Here is a 23,236-nt window from a genome sequence, read left to right as displayed (position 1 = left end):
GACCCGGAGCAGGCGAAAGACCTGGTCCAAGACGTGCTGACCAAGTCGTTGCTGAAGTCGCGGCGGATCGGGGCGCTGGCTGCTCAGCGGGCTGCCGCGCCAGCAGCGGGCGGTGATCGTGCTGCGTTATTACGAAGGGCTCAGCGATCCGGAGATCGCCGAGGTGCTCAAGTGCCGGCCCACAACCGTCCGTGCGTACGCGCGTCGCGCGCCGGCCGCGCTCCGCGTCGAGTTGAGGCCGAGGACCGTGCCGTCCGTGGAGGTGCCGTAGTGCGTACTCTTGAAGATCTTTCTCAGTCGCTGGCGCGCCGCGCCGAGACCGCGCCGGACGGGACCGGCATGGTGGAGCACGCCCAGGCCGGTGTCGTCCGGATCCGGCGCCGCAGGAGAATCATCCAGGGTGCCGCCACCGGGGTCGCGGTGGCCGCCGCGCCGCTGGCCCTGCGGGAGAGCACCACACTGCCGCCGGCCGAACCGCCGCCGTTCCGGAGCGTCGCGGAGTTGTCCGTGTCGCTGGCGCCGGGATCGGACTTCGTGATCCCGTGGCGCACCAGCGCCGGAGACCGCGAGGCGACGAAGGTCGTGCAGCACAGCGAGATAACCGCTGCCCGGCCGGAGGAGCTGACCGTCAATCATGGCGCCACCGTCCAGGTCTACGATCCGTCGATGTCCGCTGTGGATGACCAGTAGCTGGGCAGGCCCGTAGGGTTCTTGATCAGCTCCTGGCCGGCATAAGTGGCACGATTGTGGGCACCCGGGATCCGTGAGTGTTCAGATCGGGACGTCCGGGTGGAGCTACGCCCATTGGGATGGCGTGCTCTATCCGCCGGGCACACCGCCGCGGGACCGCCTGGACCACTACGTGCGGCGATTTCACACTGTCGAACTCAACGCCAGCTTCTACCGCTGGCCCGCGCCGGAGACCTTCGCCGGCTGGCAGCGGCGCCTGCCCGATGGATTCCGGCTCTCCGTCAAGGCACCCCGCGGTCTGACACACGCCAAGAAGCTGTACGCGCCCGAGGAGTGGATTCAGCGGATCACCGCAGGCCTGCATGAGCTCGGCGACAAACGTGGCGTGTTCCTCGTCCAGCTGGGCCCGCATCAGCAACGCGACGACGCCCGCCTCGCGTACTTTCTTGATCTGCTGCCCGAGTGGGTTCGTACGGTCGTCGAGTTCCGGCACCCGAGCTGGCACGACGACCAGGTGTTCGACCTGCTGGAACACCGCCAGGTGGCGTACTGCGTGATGAGCGGCGCCCAGCTGCCGTGTCTGCTGCGCGCCACCGCGCCGTTCGTCTACGTGCGCATGCACGGCCCGGACCCCGATCATCTGTACGCCGGGTCGTACCCAGAAGACAGCCTCGCCTGGTGGGCCGACCGGATCCGGGAGTGGAAGGGCCAGGGCCGAGAGGTCTACGTCTACTTCAACAACGACGGTGAGGGCAACGCCGTCCGCGACGCGGAGACTCTCCGGCACCTTCTCGCCTGAACGAGGCCGTCACCGGTCGGCGGCGGGCATCGCTGCTGCCGGCAGGTGCCTGGCCCTCAGCTCCGGCCGGCCGATGACAGGCTGATGGTCTCGCCGCGCCCCAGCGCCTGGACGCCGGTGAGTGACCGGTTGCGGCACTCGGCGAGGAAGTCACGCAGCGGTGACTTCATCACCGTGTAGTCGTCGTAGTGGATCGGCACGGTCAGCCGGGCCCGGATCAGTCCGGTCAGCTCGGCGCCCTGCCTGCCGTCCATCGTCAGCAGCAGCCCGAGCAGCCGGGTGCCACCGAGGTGGATGAGCATCGCGTCGATCTCGCCGCAGCGTGTGCTGATCTCGGAGAGGAACGGCCGGTACAGCGTGTCGCCGGTGACGTAGAGACGCAGCCGGTGCTCGCCGCCCACCTCCCATTCGATCAGCGAACCCATCACGTCGGGCAGCAGCCGGTCGGCGAAACCTGGTCCGTGCCGGCCGGGCAGAGCGGTGACGCGCAGGAGTTCCCCGTCGCGCTGCCACTCCTGCGCGTCCCAGGTGGGCAGCCCGGTGACGGCGAAGTCGCGCCGGCGCAGACGCCGCTGCGCCTGGACGGTGGTGACGATCGGCAGGGTCGGCGGCAGCGCCCGGCGGGCGGCCCGGTCGAAGTGATCACCGTGCAGGTGCGAGAGCAGAACCAGATCCAGGGACGGCAGTTCCGCGTACGCCATGGCGGGGTCACGCAGCCGTCGTGTCCACGCGCCGTAACCGAGATGGACACGGCTGCCGGCCGCACCGAACGCGGGGTCGGTCAGCAGGGTGAACACACCGAGCCGGAGCAGGATGGTCGCGTTGCCGATGAAGGTCACGCTGGCGTCCGGTGTCATCCACCGCGGCTACCCCCGGCCACGACGACGAAACGCTCCCACCGATCCGGGAATGAGCGCCCGCCCGGCCTCTGAAAAGTATCTAGGACCGCCGGGGCCAGTCGACCACCTCGGTCGCGCCCGGCGTCTCCGCGACCCGGTCGACCAGCACGATCACCAGGGCGCCCGTGGCGACGACCGCCGCGAGCGCGGCGATCACCATGAGCAGAATCGCCACACCCCGGCCTTTCGCTTGCGCTGGTTGCCTGGTCAGGCTCATTGCGGGGTACGCCTCCAGCATGCTCGCGGCCGACCGGAGGATCTCGGCCCTGGTCTCGTCCGGGGCCGGGGTGATCCCGCGGGGAGGCAAGCCGAGATCGTCCATGCCCGAGTTCCACGCCGCCCAGACGGGCTCCGGGTTTGCCGGCGGGTGGTGATCGGAAACGGTCGGCGGGCTTGCTGCCGGGGGCGGCGGAGGCGGGCCGAGATCCTCCATGCCGGCGTTCCAGGCCGGCTGGATCGGGGCCTGCCTGCCGAGAGAGCCAAGCCCGGCCGGCGGAGGCCCAGGTCCCCGCCGCGCCGGCGACGGTGCCGGGCTTTCCGGGTGCCGCTGCGCTGCCGGCGGGGCGGCTGGTGGCCGTGGAGCCGGGGCCGGCTGGGGTTCTGCGGGCGGTTCGGGTTCTGGAGCCGGGGCCGGCTGGGGTTCTGGGGACGATTCGGGGTCTTTTGTGCGTACCGAAGGAGGGTTTTGATCTTGGGACAGATAAGCCCGCGCGCGGGCGACCGCCTGGTGTTGCGCGCCGAGGGCCGCCGGGCCGTGCAGGGTGAGCTGGGTGAACGCCTTGCGAGCCTCGTGGCGGTTGCCCAGCTCGTCGGCGACCTGGCCCAGGTCGTAGCAGATGCGCAAGATCAGCAGACTCGCGTCACCGTGACGGCGCTGGCCGGCGGCGTAGGCTTGCTCAAGCACCCGGCGAGCCGCGCCCGGATCATCGACGCGGCGGCAGATCGCGGCCAGGTGAAGCTGCGTGGTGAGCACCTCGGGATGATCATCGCCAAGCCGGGCCCGCCCCAGCTCACTGGCACGCTCCAGCAGCAGGCGCGCCGCACCCAGATCGCCGGCGGCGACAAGGAGGCGGGCCCGCTCCACAGCGTGCGACAGCGGGGGCACGGCCTCCATGCTGCCTCGTTCACGCCGCGGCGGCCACCCCTGATTTGGGCGGGTGCCAGGACCGTGTAAAGTTCTGACCTGTGCCGCTGCGGGGGAAACCCCGGGGCGGAGATGCATTACACCTGGTCCGGGTGGCGGAATGGCAGACGCGCTAGCTTGAGGTGCTAGTGTCCTTTATCGGACGTGGGGGTTCAAGTCCCCCCTCGGACACGTTAAACCCCATATCGATCATTGCCCTCGCGGCCGGATCGGATGGGGTTTCTTGCTATCCGGCTCCGATGCGGATTTTCGGTCTTTTTGACGTCGGCCGGGTTTCGCCATGCGGGGAGCGGTAGCGGGTTCGCGGCGGCGTAGCGGTTTCTTTGGTGCGAGGTGCCACTCGGAGATCTTGTGCGGTTCGGCCGGCTGATCGACCACGAGTGCACGAGTTCGCGGGGCGGCCATCAGCGGCTTGCCGGTTTCGGGTGTTTTGGGAGTGTTGTGGTGACGCTCTGCCACGACAGCGGGGTGGACGCGCCGATTCGTGGAGACTCGTAGGTGTTCTATGCCTCTCATGGGACTGAATAGGTTTTCTATGCCTCACCGGTCTCCACGGTTCGGCCAACGCGGTGCTGCACAGTTTCGGCGTGGTGAGCGCGGCGCTTCGCCGATCTTGTGGACTTCGGCGAACCGTTTACGCGTAACTCCGCAAGATCGCCCAGGCCTCTTGGATCTTGTGGAGTTGTGTGGAGACGTCTGCGGGTAAGTCCACAAGATCCAGGCGGGGCAGAGGACGCGCGGGGCAGGCGGCGCGCGGGGTGGGGTGCCTGCGGCGGAGGGTGTCAACGTTCGACGTAGCGGTGGATTTCGTGTCGTGGCTGATCGCGGTCTGTATCGGGGAACCGCGTCGGCCTGGCGGATCCGCTGGGCCACCAGTTGGCAAACGATGAGCCCGGTCGCCGAACGGGGACCGTAAATGGCGAAAGTCGAGAGGGAAACAATCACTCAAGATCTCAGCAAATCATCGTACGAGGTTCCTGCGCACTGATCTGCCGCAGATAACGCGCGGTCCGCTGCGTCGATCGCCGGGGGAACACCCGATGCCCGGGTGTGGTGGGCCGGGCATCGGGCGGGTTCGGGTCGGTCAGTCGAGCGGCTCGGAGCCCTTCACGACGAAGGTCCAATGGCCGGGCTCGAAGTCGGGGGTGACGTCGAAGGATGCGACGTCGCCGGCGCCCTGGTAGAGGTATTCAGCGTGCTTGCTGCCGATGTAGTAGTCGTCGGCGGCCGGCGTGATCACGAACAGCTGCTCGGCCTTCTCGATGTCGCATGTCTTCAGGCGGAGACTGCCGAACGGGTCGAGGGCCTGTTCCAGGCACAGATTCTTGGGTCCGGCCAGACTGAACTGATAGTTGTTGGTCTTGTCGTCGGTGTGGATCAGGTGGAACTGGAGCGCCGTGCCGTTCTTGGAGGCGCTCAGATAGCCCTTGCCCAGGTCGGTGATCGAGGCGCCGGAGTCCGCGGCGGTGACCGTGACGAGGGACTGTGCCTCCGGCAGTTTCGGCTTCTTGCCGGCCGGCTTGCTCCGCGGGGCGCTCTTGACGACCGGTTCCACGCGCTTGGCGGCCGGGGCGGCGGCGGTGGCGGCGGTGGCGGCGGTGGCGGTGGCGGCGGTGGCGGCGGTGGCGGTGGCGGCGGTGCCGGCGGGGTCGGACGGCGCGGTGGTGGTCGTCGTTGTCCCGGACGAGCACGCCTGCGCGGTGGCGGAGACGAGCACGAGGGCGGCGAGGGCACTGATTCGGGAGATTGTGGTGTTCATCGGACTTCCTGTCTTTGAAAAGGGGCGCGACGGGGCCACGGACGTCGGTGACGCCCGTCAAGCGACTCGGGTGTGGGTCTAGTCCACCGGAGCGGCGGTGGCCGGACTGTCCAGGGCGACGACCGCGACCGCGGTGTTGTCCTGTACCAGCAGGACGCGGGTGGTGTGCTGTTCGGTGCCGGCGTCGGCCTCGGTGGCCCATGCCTTCAGCGCGGTCTGCGACGCGTCGGGCAGGGAGATCTGCTTGTCCCGGGTGTTCACGACGACGGTGCCCTTCGGGCCGTCCAGCGCCGCACACATCGCGGTGTTGTTCGCCTCGACGTACCACGCGTCGGTGCCGCACGGCAGGCCGAGACCGCCGAACCAGCCGTCGGTCTGGCCGCGCTCGGCCGGCTCGCTCAGCTCGTCACTGATCAGATAGACGTCGACGGTCGAGGCGCCTCCCGGCAGCTGGGCTGGCCCGGCCGGCCAGCCGATCCAGGCCACGAATGCGGCGACGAGCACGGCGACCGACACCGGCGCCCAGATCACGAGGGGGTTGACGCGGGTTTTGGTGGTCATGACACATTCCTCTTCCGACGGGACGCGAGGGTGGGGTTTCTCCTGGTCCGAGGCCGTTTTCATCGACCTCGTTCATGGGAATGACACTACGGACGCCCCGCCGGACAGCCATCCGACCACGGTGCTCTTCCCGTGTGGTACCGCGGTACCGCTCGACTCAGACGAGCCCGTTCGTGTGCGCCCAGATCACCGCGTGCACCCGGTCACGGGCCCCGAGTTTGGCCAGCACCCGGCCGACATGGGTCTTCACTGTCGACTCGGACAGGAACAACTCCCCGGCGATCTCCGGGTTGGACAGTCCACGGCCGATCGCGACCAGCACCTCGCGTTCCCGGGTGGTCAGCTCCTCCAGCAGGTTCGCGCCCACCGGGTCGGGGGCCCGCCCGCCCTGGTAGTGGTCGAGCAGGGCGCGGGTGATCCGGGGCGAGACCACCGCCGCGCCGGCCGCGACGGTGCGGACCGCGTTGATCAGGTCGGCTGAGGGTGCGTCCTTGAGCAGGAAGCCGCTGGCCCCGGCGCGCAGGCCGGTGAACGCGTACTCGTCGAGGTCGAACGTGGTCAGGATGAGGACCCGGGTGCCGGGACAGTTGGCGACGATGTCCCGCGTCGCCTCGATCCCGTCCATGATCGGCATCCGGACGTCCATCAGCACCACGTCGGGGCGGCGGTCCCGGGCCAGCAGGGCACCGGCCCGGCCGTCGCCGGCCTCACCGACGATACGCAGGCCGGGTGTCGCGCCGAGGACCATGGCCATGCCCTCACGCAGCAGTTCCTGGTCGTCCACGAGCAGCAGGGTTATCTCAGACATCGGCGCCTTCTGCGGGATGGGGCAGGGTTACTCGTACGGTCCACCCGACCACCTGACGGCCGGCCTCGACGGTGCCGCCGTACATGGCGACTCGTTCGCGCATCGCGTTCAGGCCCTGCTCGCTGCCGACCGACGGGGCCGGCGTGGTGCCCCGGCCGTCGTCGGCGACCATGATCCGGATCAGGTCGTCGCCGTAGTCCAGGTCGACCAGGATGTCGGTGGGCCGGTCGGCGTAGCGCAGCGCGTTCGTCAGCGACTCCTGCACGACCCGGAACACCACCCGCTGCAGACCCGGTGAGGCCGGATCCGGCCCGTGGCGGCGCAGGGTCACCGGCAGACCGGCGATCCGGAACGTCTCGATCAGGCTCTCCAGGTCACCGGGGGTGTCCGGGCTGTCGTCGCGCAGCACGCCGAGCAGCCGGCGCATGTCGGTCATCGCCTCACGGCCCAGGGCGGCGACCCGCTGCACGGCTTTGCGGGAACGCTCCGGGTCGGTGTCGGCGACCGCGGTCGCACCGTCGGCGAGCCGTACCATGATGGTCAGGTTGTGGGCGACGATGTCGTGCATGTCGTGGGCGATCCGCACGCGCTCGCGGGCCGCGGCCAGCCGGCCCTCTTGTTCCTTCTCGCGGGCCAGCCGGGCGGCCCGGTCCTCCAGCGACCGCACGTGCTGGCGGCGGGTGGCGACGGTCGCGCCGACCAGCACCGGGAGAACCACCGCGAGACCGTAGAGGCCGATGAGGGGGCCGAGCCCGTCGCGGCCTTCGTGCTGGAAGGTGACCACCCCGAGCACGGCCACCGAGAGCACCGCGCCGATCGTCGCGGCCTGCAACGAGCGGTGCACGACCAGCGAATACATCGCCACGGCGAACGCGATCAGCTGGGTCTCGCCGGACAGGGCGTCGCCGGTCACGGTCACCGCCAGCACCGCCCACGGCCACGACCGCCGCCAGATCAGCGCCAGCGAGATCACCGTGTTGACGGCCACCGCCCACCAGCTGCCGCGGGTCATGTCTCCGGTCAGCATGTCGAAGTCGAGGCCGGCCGCGAGGCTGATCACGACGACGATGACGGTGGCCAGGTGGGGATGGTTGGCCCAGAAGACCCGGATCCCGGTGTCGGGCTCCACAGGTCAGAGGTTCCCGAGAGCCGTCGACGTGTCGGCCCCGAACATCACGCTCACCACCATCAGCACCAATCTGACCAGCAGGACGGCGCTGAGGGCGAGGCTGACACCGGACGCCGTGTGCTTGACGGCGAGCGTGACGGCGAACGCGAACAGCGCCACGAGCACGCAGTATCCGATATCGACGGCCGACCGGCCCACGACTGTGCCGTAGCGCACATCGGCCGGTGTCACGACGGCGTATGCCAGCATCAGGCACACCGCTCCGAGCACCACCGCGACCACGGTCACCACCAGGGCCTTCGCGGTCATCACGGCGATCCGACGGGGAGTGGCCAGCAACGTCGTCCGGATCGTCCCGGTGGCGTACTCCGAACCGGGCACGATGGCCGCCACCACGATGATCACCGCCTGGAGGACCGCGGCGGCGAGGCGCCCGGACAGCGCCGCGGCCGCGGGGGTGAGGACCAGCGCGGTTCCCGCGCAGATCCAGAACGATTTCAGGGTACGGAGTTTCAGCCACTCGGCAGCGACAAGGCGGATCATCGGCCGCGAGCCAGAGCCAGGTAGACGTCCTCGAGACAGGCGTGCACCGGGGTGTTCTCGACCAGCAGGATCCCGGCGCGGACGGCCAGCCCGGCGATGTCGGCCGAGGTCAGCCCGGTGATCTCCAGGCGGCCGTCCGGGCGCATGGCGACGGCTGCACCGTGCCCGCGCAGCAGCTTCTCCAGGTCGTCCGGGCGGTCCGGGCGGACCCGCACCGCCGGGACCGTGTTCCGCGAGATCACCTCGGCCGCCAGATCGTCGGCGAGCACCCGGCCTCGCCCGAGAATGATCAGCCGGTCGATGTCGCGGGCCAACTCCCCGGTCAAGCGTCCGGTGACCAGGACGGTGCGGCCCTCACGGGCGAGCGTGCGCAGCAGGGCGCGCAGCCAGGCGACACCGTCCGGGTCCAGGTCGGCCGCCGGATCGTCGAGCAGCAGGGCCGGCGGGTCACCCAGCAGCGCGCCGGCCACGCCGAGCCCCTGCCGCAGGGCAGCGGAATAGCCGCCGGCCCGCAGCCGCGCGACGTCGGCCAGCCCGGTCATCTCCAGGACCTCGTCGGTGCGGCGGTCCGGGATCCCGTGGGTCCGGGCAAGGATCCGCAGGTGGTCGCGGCCGGTGCGGCCGGGATGAGCCGGCGGCGGGGCGAGCAGGACGCCGACCTCCCGCAGCGGGTACGCCAGATCGCGGTAGGAGCGGCCGTCGAACAGGCACCGGCCGGACGTGGCCCGGTCCAGCCCGACCATCAGGCGCAGCGTCGTGGACTTGCCGGCGCCGGCCGGGCCGACGATCCCGTGCAGGGCACCGGGTTCCAGGCGGAACGACACGTTCCGTACTGCCGTGACGCCGCCGTACCTCCTGGTCAGGTCATGAACTTCGATCACCGGGCCGACGTTACGGACGGCCGGGCAGCCCGCCATCCGACCACGGTGCTCATCCGGCGCGGTACCGCGGTACCACGCTCGGACACGTTCAACCCCATACCGATCATCACGCACGTCGCCGGAGAGGATCATGCGCAGGGGCGCTCGAACTCCAGGCCGGGTGCGTACGCCGCCCATTCCGCCGCTGTGAGACCACTCGTCTGTGCGCAGGCCGCGGGCAGCGGGTCCCGTAGCACCGCCCGGATCGGCACCAGATCCCAGAGTGCCACCCCGGCCGGGTCGGCGGTGACGAGGTACGGCTGCCGGGAGCTGAACGCCGATCCGGTGGTCCGCCCGCCCACCACCGCGAGCAGCACCGGATCGCTGGCGAAGCCGACGCTCCAGATCTCGGTGGAACCTCCCGAGGTGACCGCGAGCAGTGACCCGTCGGCGGACAGGGCGAGCGAGTCGGGCCGGCCGAAATCGGCGCGCCGGGCGGTCCGGACGGTCCGGTCCTTGCCGTCCCGGTTGTTCCAGACGGTCAGATCCTGACCGACCGTCACCGTGAACGCGGCTCCCGCGACGAGTGCCGCGGGTCCGACGCTGTTCACCGCGAACGTCCCGATCTTCGTCGGCGCCGCGAGGTCGACGATGTCCCAGGCGGTGACGTTGCTGGTGCCACTCTGCTGCCCGGCGCTGTCCGCGACGGCCAGGGTGCCGCCGGCGAGGCCGAACCGGGCGGTGAACACGTTCGCAGCCGGGATGGTGGCGACCAGCGACGGTGTCCGCCCGCCGGTCAGCCGGTGGATCCGGATCTGCTGTTGCGGTCCACCGGCCAGGACCGCGACCAGCCCGCGGACCGGTTCGAGGTCGAGCACAGAACCCGCGTCGAGGTCCGGAAAGACGTTGCGCGTGCTGGTGCCGGTCAGCGAGTACAGGCTGCCGCTGGTGTAATAGAAAGTCGTGCCGTGGACCGCGTAGGTGCTGCTCATCAGTGGTGCGCCGGCCGCCGGCACGAGTTTCGCGGTCCCGGCCGACCGGGGGTTTCCGGCGTCGATGACATCCCAGTAGTCGAGGTGCTCGGCTGATCCGGCGGCGACCACGTCCTCGGCCGACACTGAGACGGTCCGTGACGGGATCATGGTGCTGCCTTTGAGGGTGGCCCGGCGTCGTGGCGCGAAGCCGTCGATCTGCCACAGCATTGCCGTGTTGGTCAGGCGCGGTCCCGGCGTCAGGATCCGGGCGCCGTCCGGGCTGAAATCGATCGAGGTGATCCACCCGCCGGTCCGGGTCATCACCTTCGTCTGTACCGGGAAGTCCGGGTCGGCGATGTTCCACACCTCGACCGTGCCGTCGGTCCGGCCGAGTGCGATGGCCGTACCCCGGGGATCGAATTCGGCCGTGGACAGCCGATCTCCGGAGACCGCGATGGTGCCGCGGCGCTGCGGTTCGGCCGGCTCGGTCAGGTCGTAGAAGTGGATCGCCTTCTCGTCGTCCTGTACTGCCAGAACCCGGCCGTTCGCGCTGAGGGCGACCGGGATGCCGGTCGAGATGCCGGTGGCGATCCGGGTGCCGGAGGTGCGCCAGAGCGTCACCCGCCCGTCGTCACCGGAGCCGGCGAGCAGGGTGCCGTCGCCGCTCATCACGGTCGGGATCGCGGTGGTGGAGCTGTTCCAGAGCACCCGGGGCCGGCTCCGATCCCTGATGTCCCAGAGGGTGGCTCGGGCCGCGAGGGTGAAGAGCCGCCGTCCGTCGGAGCTGAACCGCACATCGGTGACGGCCGGCCCGCGGCCGCGGGTGGTGAGCAGGCGTGGTGCGGACGGGTCGGCGACGTTCCACAAGGTGAGCCGGTCGGCGGCGACGGCAAGGGTGCGGCCGTCCGGACTGAAGGCCAGCTCGTTCACGTTTCCCAAATCAGAAGCCAAAGCGATGGTACGGGTGAAACCCGCCCCCGCCGCCGCCCACAATTCGGCCGTGCTCTCCCCACCGATCGCGATCGCTTTGCCATCCGGCCGGAACGCGGCGCTGAGTACCGCCGAGTCGGTGGTCAGTTCCCCGGTGTACCCGGTCGCCAGGGCCGCCATCACCGCCGCACCGGCGGGCGCCGACCGGTCCATCCCGTAGGCGCTGACTGCCAGCCGCGACGCCAGCCCCGGATCAGCGGTCAGCGCAGCCGCCGACCGGGCGAGCAGATCCTGCTGCACGAGCGCCCGTTCCCGCTGCTCCGCCTGGCCGGAGGCGCGATCAGCCTCGGCGCGCGCCTGCACCGCGGCGAACCCGGCCCCGCCCAGCAGCACGGCCACAACGGCCGCGGTCAGCACCCTTCTCGGCCATCGGCGCAGCCGGGAGCGGGCGCGGGCTGCGAGGGCAGCCTCCCGCAGTTCCGGGGTGACGTTCGAGGACACGTCGGCGGTGCCCATGCTGAGCAGCGAGTCGAGCAGTTCCCGGGCGGTGGGCCGGCCCGCCGGATCCTTCTCCAGGGTGGTGGCGACCAGGTCGCGCAGCGAGTCCGGGATGCCGCGCAGATCAGGCGGCTGGGTGAGCATCCGGCCGATCGTCGCCATCGGAGAATCACCGTGGAACGGGGTGCGGCCGGTCGCCGCGTAGCCGATGAGCACACCCCAGGCGAAGACGTCGGCGGCCGGTCCGGCTTTCCGGGAGCCGTCCAAGCTTTCCGGGGCGACGTAGCCGACAGTGCCCATCACCTGATCAGGACCGGTCAGCTCGGCGCTGAGTTCGGCGCCGCGGGCGATCCCGAAGTCGATCACTTTCGGCAGGCCGACGGCGAGCAGGACGTTCGCCGGCTTCAGATCGCGGTGCACTACTCCGGATCCGTGGATGGCGACGAGCGCGGTGGCCACGCCGACGGCTACCCCGTACACCTCGGAAGGGCTGAGGGGTCCCCGCTCGCGGACGACGGCGGCCAGGCTCGGCCCGTCGACGAACTCGACGACCAGATAGGGCGGATCGTGTTCGACGTCGGCGTCCAGAACCGCGGCCGTGCAGAACGGCGGAACCTCCCGCACCCGCTTCACCTCGCTGCGGAAACGCGCCAGGAAGTCGGGGTCGGCCGACCACTCGGGGCGGATGGCCTTGACCGCCACCCGCTGCCCGTCCGGGCCGGTGCCGAGGAAGACGGTCCCCATGCCACCGGCGCCGATCCGGCCGGCCAACTCGTACTGCCCGAGTCGAGCAGGATCACCGGGACGCAGCGGCGTCATGGTCACAGCGCTGCCACCCATCGAACTCGGCCGTTGCGGATCGTCCGGCGGAATGTAGAAGCAGAATATAGAGCACGCACGGCGGTCTAGAGTGGACTGATGCTGGGAGTCGTCGCGGCCGCGCTCGGCGGTCCTGAGGTGTTGCAGGTGACGGAGTTGCCCGAGCCGGAGGCTGCGCCTGGTCAGGTGGTGGTCCGGATCCGCGCGGTCTGTGTGCACCCGGCTGACCTCGCCGCCACCACCGGAAAAATTCCTGGTGGGCCGGTTCAGCCACCGTTCTCACCCGGGTGGGACATCGCCGGGGAGGTGGTCTCGGCCGGTCCCGGAACGACGGATTTCGATCCTGGTGATCGTGTCGTCGGGATGATTCCGTGGTATTCGACCCGCGGCGCGCCCGGTGGCTATGCCGAATTCGTCGCCGCCGACACAGACTGGTTGGTGCCGCTGCCGGCCGGGCTCGACTTCGTGTCCGCGGCCACGGTGCCGCTCAACGCCCAAACCGCACACCAGGGGCTGTCACTGGTGCCGCCGGCCGGCAGCATTCTGGTCACCGGTTCCAGCGGTGGCGTCGGCGGCTTCGCCACCCAGCTCGCCCTCCGGGCCGGCTTGCGTGTCGTGGCCCAGGCAAGCCACGACGATGAGCAATGGGTACGTGGACTCGGCGCTCAGGAGGTGATCTCCCGATCCGTCGATCTGGCCACGGCAGGGCCGGTGGGAGCGGTGTTCGACGCGATCCCCATCGGCGAGGCCGCGGCCGCTGCCGTCGAGGACGAGGGCGTCGTGGTGGCGACCCGGCCCACGCCTCCCCTCGTTCCAGCACGTGGTGTCCGCCAGGAACTGCAACTCATCCGGCACGACCGCGAGCTGTTGGCCGGCCTGATGGGACAGGTGGCGGCCGGGCAGCTGCGTACGCGCGTGGCGCTCACGATGCCGTTGACCGAAGCGGCCGACGCCCACCGGCGGGTGCTGGCCGGTGGGCTGCGGGGAAAGCTCGTGCTGACGGTGGGGTGAGCCAACGATGACGCCACCCGGCGGGTAACAGCCTGAGTCACAGCCAGTCGTGTTCGCGGGCGTACCGGGCGGCGTCGTGCCTGGTCTGGGTCTGTGTTTTCTGCATGGCGTTGGAGAGGTAGTTCCGGACGGTTCCCGGTGCCAGGTGCAGGCGGGCGGCGATGTCCGCTACGGAATAGCCGTCGCTGGCCACCCGCAGGACGTCCAGTTCGCGGTCGGTGAGCGGGCAGTCGTCGATGACGGCGAGGGCGGAGACGTCCGGGTCGATCCAGCGCCGGCCCTCGTGCAGTTTCGCGACCACGTCCGCGATGTGAGACGGCTCGGCGGACTTGGTGACGAAGCCCTGGACGCCGAGCTTCAGCGCCTTGCGCAGGACCCCCGGCCGGGCGTGCCGGGTCAGCATCAGGATCACCTGGCCGGGGACCGCGCGACGGATCTCGGCGACCGCGCCGAGGCCGTCGACGCCGGGCATCTCCAGGTCGATGACCAGGACGTCCGGCCGATGACGCAGCGTCGCGTCGATCGCCGAGGAGCCGTCGGAGGCCTCGGCCAGCACGGTGATGTCGCCCTCCAGCGGGAGCAGCGCGGCCAGCGCCTTACGGAGCAGGGCCTCGTCGTCGGCGAGCACGATGGTGGTCACCGGTCGAACCTCGCCGCCGTGGTGAACTCGCCGCCGGAGACCGACACCAGCAGCTCGCCGCCGTCGCCTGCGACCTTCTGACGCAGCGCGGAGAGGCCGCTCAGCTCGGGTACGGTGTCCCCGGCCGCGCCGTCGTTGACGATGCTGATGCCCTGGGCGCTCAGGGTTATCCGTACCCGAGTGGCCTGGGCGTGGCGCAGGATGTTCGTGGTCGTCTCGCGCAGGACCTGACCGAACAACTCCCCACGGCCGGGGTCGCCGTCGCGGCTGATCCGGACCCGGATGCCGGCCGCTTCGAACAGGTTCTTCGCGTTCTCCAGCTCGGCGTTGAGATTGAGCCTGCGCTGGGCGTACGCAAGCTCCTTGGTCTGTGTGATGGTCTCGCTGACCAGAGCGTGGATCTCGCGGAGCTCTTCCTCGGCGCGCGCCGGATCGCTGTGTACGAGCTTCTGCGCGAGGGTGGTCTTCAGTTTCACGACGTGCAGCGTGTGTCCCTGGATGTCGTGCAGGTCGCCGGCGAAGCGGACGCGCTCGCGGATGACGGCGAGTTCGGCCTCGCGGGCCTTGGACTGTTCGAGTTCCTCGACGACGGCGTAGAACCGTTCGCCCAGGAACGAGGAGCCGATGGCGACCGCCGTGATCCCAACCGGGATCACCAGGTATTTGATCAAGTCGCCGGAAGCCAGGCCGCCCACCGCCGCGATGTAGATGAGCAACCCGGCGATCACCGCGCGCGAATGGCGGCGCAGCCGGGGAATGCCGAGGGAGCCGACGACGCAGATGCCCCAGTACCCGTTGCCGCTGTCGGTCAGCACGATCGAAAGCGGCCACACGATGATCGCGACGACCAGGCAGGGCCAGAACACGCGGCCGAGGTCGTTGGCGGTCCAGCGCTCGAAGGCGACAAGCGCCGCGATCATCCCCGACACGATCCCGGTGACACGGCAGCACTGATCGAAAGCCGCCCACCTGCGTGAAGGTGGTGGCATGACCACCACGCCAGTCATCGAAGTCGAACAATTGAACGTCCGTTACGGCGACTTCCACGCGGTCAAGGACCTGTCGTTCCAGGTGCGGCGCGGCGAGCTTTACGCCCTGCTGGGCACGAACGGCGCGGGAAAAACCTCGACCTTGGAGACCATCGAGGGCCACCGCCAGGCCACTTCAGGGAGGGTACGCGTATTCGGCACCAGTCCCGGAGACCGCCGCGCCGTCCGGCCCCGGATGGGCATCATGCTGCAGGAAAGCGGCTTCTCCCCCGACCTGACCGTCCGTGAGTCGGTGCGCCTCATCGGCAGCCTGACCCGGCGTACCGACGACGCCGACCGGGTGCTGGACGTTGTCGGGCTCACCCGCAAGGCCGGCACCCTGGTCGGCCAGCTCTCCGGAGGCGAGAAGCGGCGGCTGGACTTCGCCACGGCCGTTTACGGCACCCCGGAGCTGATCTTCCTGGACGAGCCGACGACCGGCCTGGACATCCAGTCCCGCGACGCCCTGTGGGAGTCGGTGGACCGGCTCCGGGAGAACGGCTCGACGGTCGTGCTGACCACGCACTACCTGGAGGAGGCGCAGGAGCGCGCCGACCGGATCGGTCTGATGCACCAGGGGCGTCTTCCACCGGGAGGGCACTGTCGCCGAGCTGACCCGGACGCTGCCCGCGGTGATCCGGTTCTCGCTGCCTCCGGATGCGCCGGCGGTTCCGCTGACCGTCATAAATCACGACGGGTCGCTGCACATCGAGACGTTCGACCTGCAGAAGGACATGTTCCAGCTGCTCGGCTGGGCGCACGACCACGGTGTCGAGCTCAGCGGCCTGTCAGCCGGTCCGACCCGGCTCGACGACGTGTTCCGTGCCATCGACCGTACTTTCGCTGGGAGCTGACCATGATCGCCATTGCCCGTACCGAACTGATCCAACTCTTCCGCAACCGGCTCCTGCTGGTCACCAGCCTGATCATGCCGGCCGTGGTCAGCGGCTTCTTCGTCTATCGGCACGACGCGTTCGCGACGCTCGGCAGCCTCGGTTACATCGCCGCCGTCGTGATGTTCACGGTCGGCGCGTTCGGGCTGTACACCACGGCGGTGACCACCCTCGCGGCCCGGCGCCAGAACCTCTTCCTGAAACGCCTGCGCTCCACGGCCGCCTCCGACAGCGGCATCCTCGCCGGCCTGCTGCTGCCGGTCACCCTGCTGGCCGTCGTCCAGCTGACCGTCGTGCTGACCGTACTGGCAACTGTCGCGGGCGGACCGTCGAACGTGTTCCTGCTGGTCGTAGCGGTCCTCGCGACGGTCGCCATGATGGTCGGCCTGGGTCTGGCCACGGCCGGTTTGACGAACTCACCGGAACACGCCCAGGTCACCACGCTGCCGATCAGCCTCGGCGTGATCGCGGTGTCGAGCTGGGTGGGCCTGAGCGGCACCGAGGAACTCACCCTGCTGAAGCGCCTGCTGCCCGGCGGATCGGCGACCGAGCTGGTGCTGAACGCCTGGAACGGCGGCGCCGCGGTGTCCGAGTCGCTGCTGTTGCTGGCCCCCACGCTGAGCTGGGTCGTGGTGGCGGTCGCGCTGGCCATCCGGATGTTCCGCTGGGAACCGCGCCGCTGAGCAGCGACAGGTCGCGGCTCCCCGACCGTTACGATCAAGCGTGAGCTCAGACCTTTCGGTTACTGTCGGTGATGGTGTTGCTGTCCTTGAGATCCGGCGCCCGCCCGCCAATCACTTCGACGAGGCGTTGATCGGTCAGATCGTGGAGGCCGCGCGGGCGTTCGATGACGACCGGGAGACTCGGGCGATCATTCTGGCGTCGCAGGGTAAGCACTTCTGTGGTGGTGCGGACTTCGGCAGTGGTGACTTCGCCGCGGACCATGTGGCGGCTGCGGAACGGCTCTATCGGCGGGCCGCTCAGCTGTTCGATCTCCGTACCCCACTGATCGCGGCCGTGCAGGGCACGGCGGTGGGCGGTGGTCTCGGGCTGGCGTGCGCCGCTGATTTCCGGGTCGCCGAGGCGTCCAGCCGGTTCGTGGCGAATTTCGCGAACCTCGGGTTTCACCAGGGTTTCGGGATCAGCGTGACGCTGCCGGAGATCGTCGGGAAGCAGGCCGCCACCGACATGCTGCTGACCGGACGCAGGATCGGGGGCGAGGAAGCGGTTCGCCTGCGGCTCGCCGATCGCCTGGCCGAGCCGGGACGGGTACGCGAAACCGCCATGGAGCTGGCCCTGCAGATCGCCGGAGCCGCGCCGCTGGCGGTGCGCTCGATCCGTTCGACGCTGCGTGGCGACCTGGCGGCCCGGGTGCGCGACGCCCTCGATCACGAGCTGGCCGAGCAGAAGGTGCACTGGGCGACCAAGGACAGCGCCGAGGGGATCCGAGCGAGTCTGGAGCGCCGCACGCCGGTCTTCACCGGGGAATGAAGCTCGCCGGAATAAGGTGAAACGATGAGCACGTTCCGGCAGGCCCGTGAGTTCCTTCTCGCCCACCGCGAGGATTACGACACCGCTTACCGGGACTTCCGGTGGCCGGACCAGGAGACGTTCAACTGGGCGATCGACTGGTTCGACGCCGAGGCGGCCGGTGAGGCCGGGCCGCGGACCGCGCTCTGGATCGTCGAGGAGGACGGATCGGAGCAGCGGTTCACGTTCGCCGAGCTGTCCGAGCGGTCCAGCCGGGTGGCGAACTGGCTGGGGCAGCGCGGGGTGCGGCGCGGCGACCGGGTGATCCTGATGCTCGGCAACCAGGTGGAGCTCTGGGAGTGCCTGCTCGCCGCGATGAAGCTGGGCGCCGTGGTGATCCCGGCGACGCCGCTGCTCGGCCCGGCCGACCTGCGCGACCGCCTGGACCGGGGCCACGCGGCGCACGTCATCATCGGCGCGAACGACACCGGGAAGTTCGCGGCGATCGACGGCGATTACACCCGGATCGCGGTGGGTTCGCCGGTGGACGGCTGGCATGCGTTCAGCGAGGCCTACGCGGCGGACGCCGCCTTCGAACCCGACGGTGCGACCCGGGCGAGCGACTCGCTCCTTCTCTACTTCACCTCGGGCACCACGGCACTGCCGAAACTCGTCGAGCACACCCACGCGTCGTACCCGGTCGGGCACCTGTCGACCATGTACTGGATCGGGCTGCGCCCCGGCGACGTGCACCTCAACATCTCGTCGCCGGGCTGGGCGAAACACGCGTGGAGCAATGTCTTCGCGCCGTGGAACGCTCTGGCCTGCGTGTTCATCTACAACTATCGGCGCTTCGACGCGTCCGCGCTGCTGGCGCAGATGGACCGGTGCGGTGTCACCAGTTTCTGCGCGCCGCCGACGGTGTGGCGGATGCTGGTGCAGGCCGACCTGACCCAGTTGAAGAACCCACCGGAGATCGTGGTCGGCGCCGGTGAGCCGCTCAACCCGGAGGTCATCGACCAGGTGCAGCGGGCCTGGGGTGTGACGATCCGGGACGGGTTCGGCCAGACCGAGACGACAGTGCAGATCGCCAACACGCCCGGTCAGCAGGTGAAACCGGGTTCGATGGGCCGGCCGACACCGGGTTACACGGTGGTCCTGCTGAACCCGGTCAACGGCGACGGGGAGATCTGCCTCGATCTGACGCACCGCCCGCTCGGTCTGATGGTCGGTTATCACGGCGACCCGGAGCGCAACGCCGAGGCGATGGCCGGCGGTTACTACCACACCGGCGACATCGGATCCCGGGACGCGGACGGCTACATCACCTATGTGGGGCGTGCCGACGACGTGTTCAAGGCATCCGACTACCGGATCTCACCGTTCGAGCTGGAGAGTGTGCTGATCGAGCACGAGGCGGTGGCCGAGGCCGCGGTGGTGCCGGCGCCCGACCCGGTGCGGCTGGCCGTGCCGAAGGCGTACGTGGTGCTCGCTGACGGCTGGGCGCCGACGGCGGAGACGGCCCGGGCGATCCTGGCGCACTGCCGGGAGAACCTGGCGCCGTACAAACGGATCCGGCGGATCGAGTTCACCGACCTTCCGAAGACCATCTCCGGGAAGATCCGGCGGGTGGAGCTGCGAGCCCGCGAAGAGGCCCGTGCAAAGGCCGGCACAGAGGCAGACGCCAAGGCCGGCCAGACCGGTCAGGAGTTCCGGGAAGACGCCTGATTTACGAATATTTCTCGTTAATCTGACTCCTGGTCGGGTAAACGGGGGTTCGACATTGTTCGGGCGGTTACGTCGCTGGCACCGCAAGCGACAGGCGGCGCGCGACTCTGAGCACGGCGCCATCATGATCATCGTCGCGCTGTTCCTCAGCAACGCGGTGATCATCGGGATGGCCGCCATCGTGATCGACGTCGGGCTCGCCTGGCAGGAGCGCGAGCAGCTGATCAGCGGCGCCGACGCGGCCTCCATGAAGATCGCTCTGAACTGCGTGGCCGACCCCGCCAAATGCACCCACGCCCTGCAGGATCCGGTGGCGGTCACCTACGCCAGGAAGAACGCGAAGGACGACGCCGCCGACGCGCAGATCTGCTTCAGCTTCGATGCGAGTTGCCCCGCGTGGAAGACCGCGAAGAGTTGCCCGGCAGTACCGGCACCAGCGGCCGGCGAGACCGTGGGCACCTGGGTGGAGGTGCGCACCACCACCGTGACCGCCTCCGGCACGACGTTCCTGCCTCCGGCGTTCGCCAAGGCGGCGACCGGCGGCCAGTTCACCGGCAAGTCGGTGGGCGCGTGTGCCCGGGTGGCGTGGGGGCCTCCGGCGATCAAGAAAGTGCTGGCTCTGGGCGTCTCGCTCTGCGACTGGAAGCGGATGACCGGCAACGGGACGACGTTTTACGGGCCGCTCGGCTCGGTGCTCAACTCGATCGGCCTGCTGCCCATGCTCGGCCTGCCCAGCGTCGGCACCGGCGGCGACAGCCCGATCGCCGCTGCCCTGCCGGCCGCCGTGCTCGGCATGCCGCTGCCGTCCTGCACCACACCTGTCAATCTGACCGTGCCGCGCGGGTACATCTGGCTGCAGGGCCCGGACATCCTCAACCCGACGATGCCGGACGCCAACTGCGAGCTCGACCTCAAGGTCGGCGACGAACCTCGGTCGTTCGTGCTCGGCGGGCTCACGGTAGGCGGCACCAACCGCTGCGGGGCACGTCTGCAGGCCCTGATCGCCTCGAAGCAGCCGGTCCTCGTGCCGATCTTCGACAAGATCGAGCAGACGTTGCTCAGCGTCGCCCCGAAGTACCACATCATCGGGTTCGCGCCGCTGCAGATCACCGGCTTCTCCGGCCTGCTCGGCGGCCTTCTGGGCAGCGTGACGAGCATCGTGACCGGCAATCTGTTCGACGCCGTCACCAAAGCGCTCTGCGACGTCTTGAGTGGCTGCATCTACGGGTACTTCACCAAAACTCTGGTGCCGACGTACCAACCACATTTCGGCACCGGCAGCAACGTGTACGGCGCGACGATCATCGGCCGCACCGGGTAGGTCCGCCCGTTTCCGCGCCGATCAACAAATCGTCATGTGCCGATGTCCTGTCGGCCAGGAGGACCACCGAGACTTAGGGCTCGTTCAAGGTGACCGGCAAGTAACTTGCCGGCCACCTGGGCCTGCCTCCACCGGCGGGCCGTCCGACAGGAGCCCCGCATGAGCTCTCGTGTCCGCATCCCCCTAGCCGTCGTCCTGGCCGCCGTACTCAGCGTGTTCGGCCTGGCCGCCCCGGCGTACGCCGTGACCGCCGCCCAGAAGGCCGCCGTCCTCGCATCGTTCACTCAGACCAGCGCGAGCAGCTACAACAGCTGGAATTCCGCCCGGCAGAACCAGGGTTCCTGGTCCGCGTACGGATTCGACTGGAGCACCGATTACTGCTCGTCCAGCCCGGACAACCCCCTCGGATTCGACTTCAAGCTCGCCTGTCACCGGCACGACTTCGGGTACCGCAACTACAAGGCGATCGGCACGTTCCCGGCGAACAAGAGCCGGGTTGACTCGGCGTTCTACGAGGACCTGAAGCGCAAGTGCGCCACGTACAACTCGGTGGTCCGCCCGGCCTGCACCAGCCTGGCGTGGACGTACTACCAGGCGGTGTCGCTGTTCGGCTCGCTCGCGGCGGTCGACTCGGCGGATCTGCAGAAGGCCGCTGACATCAAGGCCGACGCGCTGGCCTGATCTTCCAGGTGCCGGATTTCCGGAGAGGGGAGCCCGCCGGTCTCATCGGAGGGCTCCCCTGATCGTGCGGAGCACCCGCCGCACCACGGGCACGTGACGAGCCGGCCGGGACGTGTCCTCGGCTGATCGCACCGCCACCGCGCCACGCTCGCCGACGACCAGGGCCAGCCGCAGGTCGGTGGGCGTCCGGTGGACGGCGCCCAGACCGACCGCGATCCGGTACCGGCCCGCCGGCAGCCTGGTGAGCGTGGCCTCCAGAACGCCGCCACCGGGCGCGGGCCTGAGCACCGCGTCGACCTCGACCTCGTGGGTCTTCGCCCTGGTCAGCCGGATCCGCCCGGTGGTGACGGCGTCGACGTGCACCGGAAGCGACACGGCGAGCCGGTTCCCCGAGACGGTCACCTGCTCGGGGCGTACCGGGAGCAGGTCGTACCGCAGCCGGTTGGTGCTCTCCCGCACGTCGAGCGACAGGTTCTGGTGCGGGTCCGTCCAGTACGGCAGGACGGTTCGCCCGCCGATGACCCCGAGCCGCCGGCCGGCGTCGGCATCGGGTCCGCGCAGCGCGCCCAGGCGGGTCTCCTTGTTCCAGCCGCCGAGCGCGTACCGGATGTAGACGTCCCAGATGCCGTCGCCGATGCGGGCGCCGGCGTTCGCCGTACCCGGGCTGATGGAAGCCGCAGCACGCAGGCGGAGCCGGACCGTCGCGGGGTCCGCTGCGGGAACCTGCTCCCGGTCGAACGTGACCGGCTGGTAGAACTCGGCGGCGGTGGCGCGCTCGCGGATGACGAGGTCGACCTTGGATGCCTCGAAGCGAGCGGGAACGCTCTCCGGGATCGGCAACTGGCTCGTGGAGATCGGCAGCTGGAGGGTGCCGTCGCGCAGGGCCGTGACGCCGGTGTACTCGACGGTGAAGGCGAGCTGCAGGACGCCGTCCTTCCAGACGAGTTTGCGCAGGTCACCGCTGGGCGTGACGGTTGACTCCCAGGCGGCCAGTTTCTCCAGGTCGGTGAGCCGGCCCTCGGTCAGCAGCCCGGCGACAACCCGCTGCATCGGCGAGAGGCCGGCGGCGACGCCCGGGCCGAACCGCTCGGTGACCGCGCGCATCTCGCGGAACATCTCCTGGCGGTACTCCTGGTCCATCGCCAGCAGCCGGCGCCCGCGCAGCCGTTCCACGATCTCGTTGCGCAGCCAGCGGCGGAAAAGACCGTCCCGCAACGGGCCGGGTTCGGTGTATTTCTCGACCACGTCGAGGGCTTCGCGCAGATTGCCGAAATAGCCGACCGGCTCGATCGGCCGGAAACCGGCGTTCGACGCGTCATCGCGTTTCACATGGTAGTAGCAAACGTAATCGCTGAGCACCGCGACGTTCTCGGCACGCAGGTACGCCTCAGCGACGAAGACGTGGTCCTCCAACCGGCGCCGGCCCTCGCGGAAACGCAGCCCGATCCGGTTCAGGAACTCGCGCCGCACCATCTTGTGCGGGGTGAGACTGTCGATCAGCGGCGCGTTACGCACCGAGGCGTTCGGCCGGTTCTCCCGGAAGAGTTCCAGCGGCACCGGCCGGCCCTTGCCCGCCATCTTGCCGACGATCACGTCGGCCCGGTGGGCTACGCCGTACGCGTACATCCGCTCCAGAGCCTCGGACCCGAGGTAGTCGTCGTTGTCGACGAACATGATGTATTCGCCGGTCGTGGCCTCGATGCCGACGTTGCGCGGGCGGCCGGACCAGCCGGACGGCTCCTGGTGGATCACCGTGACGTTGGCGTGCTCCCCCGCCAGCTTGTCGAGCCGCGCGGGCGTCTCGTCGGTCGAGCCGTCGTCGACGAAGCAGATCTCGTACTCGTCGGCCGGCAGGCTCTGGTTGACGAGTGAATTGATGCAGTCCTCGACATAGGGGCCCGGGTTGTAGACCGGAATGACCACGCTGACCTTCATCGGCGACACATTAACGGGAAATCATTGTTTTCGCTTCACAGGATATCCACTGGCACCTGACAGGCAATTCAAAAGCATAGGTTCCGGCTAGTTCATTGACAGATGAATAAAATGTT

21 protein-coding genes and 1 tRNA gene are annotated in these 23,236 nt (G+C 69.4%); 10 read left to right on the top strand and 12 right to left on the bottom strand.

The window, feature by feature from the left end; translation table 11 throughout:
• Window positions 1-112: 112 nt before the first annotated feature.
• From ACQP2E_RS12565 to ACQP2E_RS12555, 3 genes are all read left to right on the top strand, one after another.
• On the top strand, window positions 113-271 hold the full coding sequence (locus ACQP2E_RS12565) for a sigma factor-like helix-turn-helix DNA-binding protein (protein WP_433831080.1): 159 nt from the start codon (window positions 113-115) through the stop codon (window positions 269-271).
• Window positions 271-690, top strand: a complete 420-nt coding sequence (locus tag ACQP2E_RS12560; protein WP_433831078.1) for a hypothetical protein — start codon at window positions 271-273, stop codon at window positions 688-690. The genes ACQP2E_RS12565 and ACQP2E_RS12560 overlap by 1 nt, the downstream gene beginning before the upstream one ends.
• Window positions 691-763: 73 nt before the next feature.
• Window positions 764-1,489, top strand: coding sequence for a DUF72 domain-containing protein (locus ACQP2E_RS12555; RefSeq protein ID WP_433831076.1), 726 nt, complete (start codon window positions 764-766; stop codon window positions 1,487-1,489).
• Between the two features lie 56 nt (window positions 1,490-1,545).
• Here ACQP2E_RS12555 and ACQP2E_RS12550 read toward each other — a convergent pair whose 3' ends face one another.
• The gene (locus tag ACQP2E_RS12550; RefSeq protein WP_433831074.1) at window positions 1,546-2,346 is read right to left on the bottom strand and encodes an MBL fold metallo-hydrolase; all 801 of its coding nucleotides are present in this window, start codon (window positions 2,344-2,346) and stop codon (window positions 1,546-1,548) included.
• A gap of 82 nt (window positions 2,347-2,428) precedes the next feature.
• Window positions 2,429-3,502 (bottom strand): tetratricopeptide repeat protein, encoded by a 1,074-nt coding sequence (locus ACQP2E_RS12545; protein WP_433831072.1) that lies wholly within the window; start codon window positions 3,500-3,502, stop codon window positions 2,429-2,431.
• Between the two features lie 116 nt (window positions 3,503-3,618).
• Between ACQP2E_RS12545 and ACQP2E_RS12540 the strand changes: the two genes are divergently transcribed.
• Window positions 3,619-3,703: transfer RNA gene (locus ACQP2E_RS12540), tRNA-Leu, on the top strand.
• A 913-nt stretch (window positions 3,704-4,616) separates the two neighbouring features.
• On the opposite strand, the gene ACQP2E_RS12535 is transcribed toward ACQP2E_RS12540, so the two are convergent.
• The 7 genes from ACQP2E_RS12535 to ACQP2E_RS12505 all read right to left on the bottom strand — a co-directional run bounded on the left by ACQP2E_RS12535 (window position 4,617) and on the right by ACQP2E_RS12505 (window position 12,413).
• A complete protein-coding gene (locus ACQP2E_RS12535; protein WP_433831070.1) occupies window positions 4,617-5,291 on the bottom strand; it encodes a hypothetical protein in 675 nt (224 codons plus the stop codon).
• A 78-nt stretch (window positions 5,292-5,369) separates the two neighbouring features.
• Entirely contained in the window at window positions 5,370-5,852 is a 483-nt protein-coding gene (locus ACQP2E_RS12530) for a hypothetical protein (RefSeq protein WP_433831068.1), read from the bottom strand.
• 157 nt (window positions 5,853-6,009) lie between these two features.
• Window positions 6,010-6,660, bottom strand: a complete 651-nt coding sequence (locus ACQP2E_RS12525; RefSeq protein ID WP_433831066.1) for a response regulator — start codon at window positions 6,658-6,660, stop codon at window positions 6,010-6,012.
• Window positions 6,653-7,789, bottom strand: a complete 1,137-nt coding sequence (locus ACQP2E_RS12520) for a histidine kinase (RefSeq protein ID WP_433831063.1) — start codon at window positions 7,787-7,789, stop codon at window positions 6,653-6,655. The genes ACQP2E_RS12525 and ACQP2E_RS12520 overlap by 8 nt, the downstream gene beginning before the upstream one ends.
• Window positions 7,790-7,792: 3 nt before the next feature.
• Window positions 7,793-8,332 carry a hypothetical protein gene (locus ACQP2E_RS12515; protein WP_433831061.1) on the bottom strand — a complete coding sequence of 180 codons (540 nt, stop codon included), beginning with the start codon at window positions 8,330-8,332 and terminating at the stop codon, window positions 7,793-7,795.
• The gene (locus ACQP2E_RS12510) at window positions 8,329-9,213 is read right to left on the bottom strand and encodes an ATP-binding cassette domain-containing protein (protein WP_433831059.1); all 885 of its coding nucleotides are present in this window, start codon (window positions 9,211-9,213) and stop codon (window positions 8,329-8,331) included. The genes ACQP2E_RS12515 and ACQP2E_RS12510 overlap by 4 nt, the downstream gene beginning before the upstream one ends.
• Window positions 9,214-9,341: 128 nt before the next feature.
• Complete coding sequence (locus ACQP2E_RS12505; protein ID WP_433833906.1) at window positions 9,342-12,413, bottom strand: WD40 repeat domain-containing serine/threonine-protein kinase; 3,072 nt, start codon at window positions 12,411-12,413, stop codon at window positions 9,342-9,344.
• A 99-nt stretch (window positions 12,414-12,512) separates the two neighbouring features.
• On the opposite strand from ACQP2E_RS12505, the gene ACQP2E_RS12500 reads away from it, so the two are divergent.
• The gene (locus ACQP2E_RS12500; RefSeq protein ID WP_433831057.1) at window positions 12,513-13,424 is read left to right on the top strand and encodes an NADP-dependent oxidoreductase; all 912 of its coding nucleotides are present in this window, start codon (window positions 12,513-12,515) and stop codon (window positions 13,422-13,424) included.
• 37 nt (window positions 13,425-13,461) lie between these two features.
• Here the strand turns inward: ACQP2E_RS12500 and ACQP2E_RS12495 are convergent, their stop codons facing one another.
• Together ACQP2E_RS12495 and ACQP2E_RS12490 are read right to left on the bottom strand one after the other, a co-directional pair.
• Window positions 13,462-14,064 (bottom strand): response regulator transcription factor, encoded by a 603-nt coding sequence (locus ACQP2E_RS12495; protein ID WP_433831055.1) that lies wholly within the window; start codon window positions 14,062-14,064, stop codon window positions 13,462-13,464.
• Window positions 14,061-14,984, bottom strand: coding sequence for a sensor histidine kinase (locus tag ACQP2E_RS12490; RefSeq protein ID WP_433831053.1), 924 nt, complete (start codon window positions 14,982-14,984; stop codon window positions 14,061-14,063). Before ACQP2E_RS12490 ends, ACQP2E_RS12495 begins: the two co-directional genes overlap by 4 nt.
• Before the next feature lie 67 nt (window positions 14,985-15,051).
• Here ACQP2E_RS12490 and ACQP2E_RS12485 point away from each other — a divergent pair, with 67 nt between their 5' ends.
• The 5 genes from ACQP2E_RS12485 to ACQP2E_RS12465 all read left to right on the top strand — a co-directional run bounded on the left by ACQP2E_RS12485 (window position 15,052) and on the right by ACQP2E_RS12465 (window position 21,185).
• The gene (locus ACQP2E_RS12485; protein WP_433831051.1) at window positions 15,052-16,668 is read left to right on the top strand and encodes an ABC transporter ATP-binding protein/permease; all 1,617 of its coding nucleotides are present in this window, start codon (window positions 15,052-15,054) and stop codon (window positions 16,666-16,668) included.
• A 40-nt stretch (window positions 16,669-16,708) separates the two neighbouring features.
• Window positions 16,709-17,476, top strand: a complete 768-nt coding sequence (locus tag ACQP2E_RS12480) for an enoyl-CoA hydratase/isomerase family protein (protein WP_433831049.1) — start codon at window positions 16,709-16,711, stop codon at window positions 17,474-17,476.
• A 24-nt stretch (window positions 17,477-17,500) separates the two neighbouring features.
• Window positions 17,501-19,183, top strand: a complete 1,683-nt coding sequence (locus ACQP2E_RS12475) for an AMP-binding protein (protein WP_433831047.1) — start codon at window positions 17,501-17,503, stop codon at window positions 19,181-19,183.
• Between the two features lie 124 nt (window positions 19,184-19,307).
• On the top strand, window positions 19,308-20,504 hold the full coding sequence (locus ACQP2E_RS12470) for a hypothetical protein (protein WP_433831045.1): 1,197 nt from the start codon (window positions 19,308-19,310) through the stop codon (window positions 20,502-20,504).
• Between the two features lie 159 nt (window positions 20,505-20,663).
• Window positions 20,664-21,185: a phospholipase gene (locus ACQP2E_RS12465; protein ID WP_433831043.1), complete on the top strand. Its 522-nt coding sequence runs from the start codon at window positions 20,664-20,666 to the stop codon at window positions 21,183-21,185.
• A gap of 42 nt (window positions 21,186-21,227) precedes the next feature.
• Here ACQP2E_RS12465 and ACQP2E_RS12460 read toward each other — a convergent pair whose 3' ends face one another.
• Window positions 21,228-23,120: a glycosyltransferase family 2 protein gene (locus tag ACQP2E_RS12460; RefSeq protein ID WP_433831041.1), complete on the bottom strand. Its 1,893-nt coding sequence runs from the start codon at window positions 23,118-23,120 to the stop codon at window positions 21,228-21,230.
• Window positions 23,121-23,236 lie beyond the last annotated feature (116 nt).

Origin of the sequence: Actinoplanes sp. CA-015351 (assembly GCF_050955685.1) — a bacterium.
Classification (GTDB): domain Bacteria; phylum Actinomycetota; class Actinomycetes; order Mycobacteriales; family Micromonosporaceae; genus Actinoplanes.
This window is presented reverse-complemented; position numbering and strand designations above follow the sequence as displayed.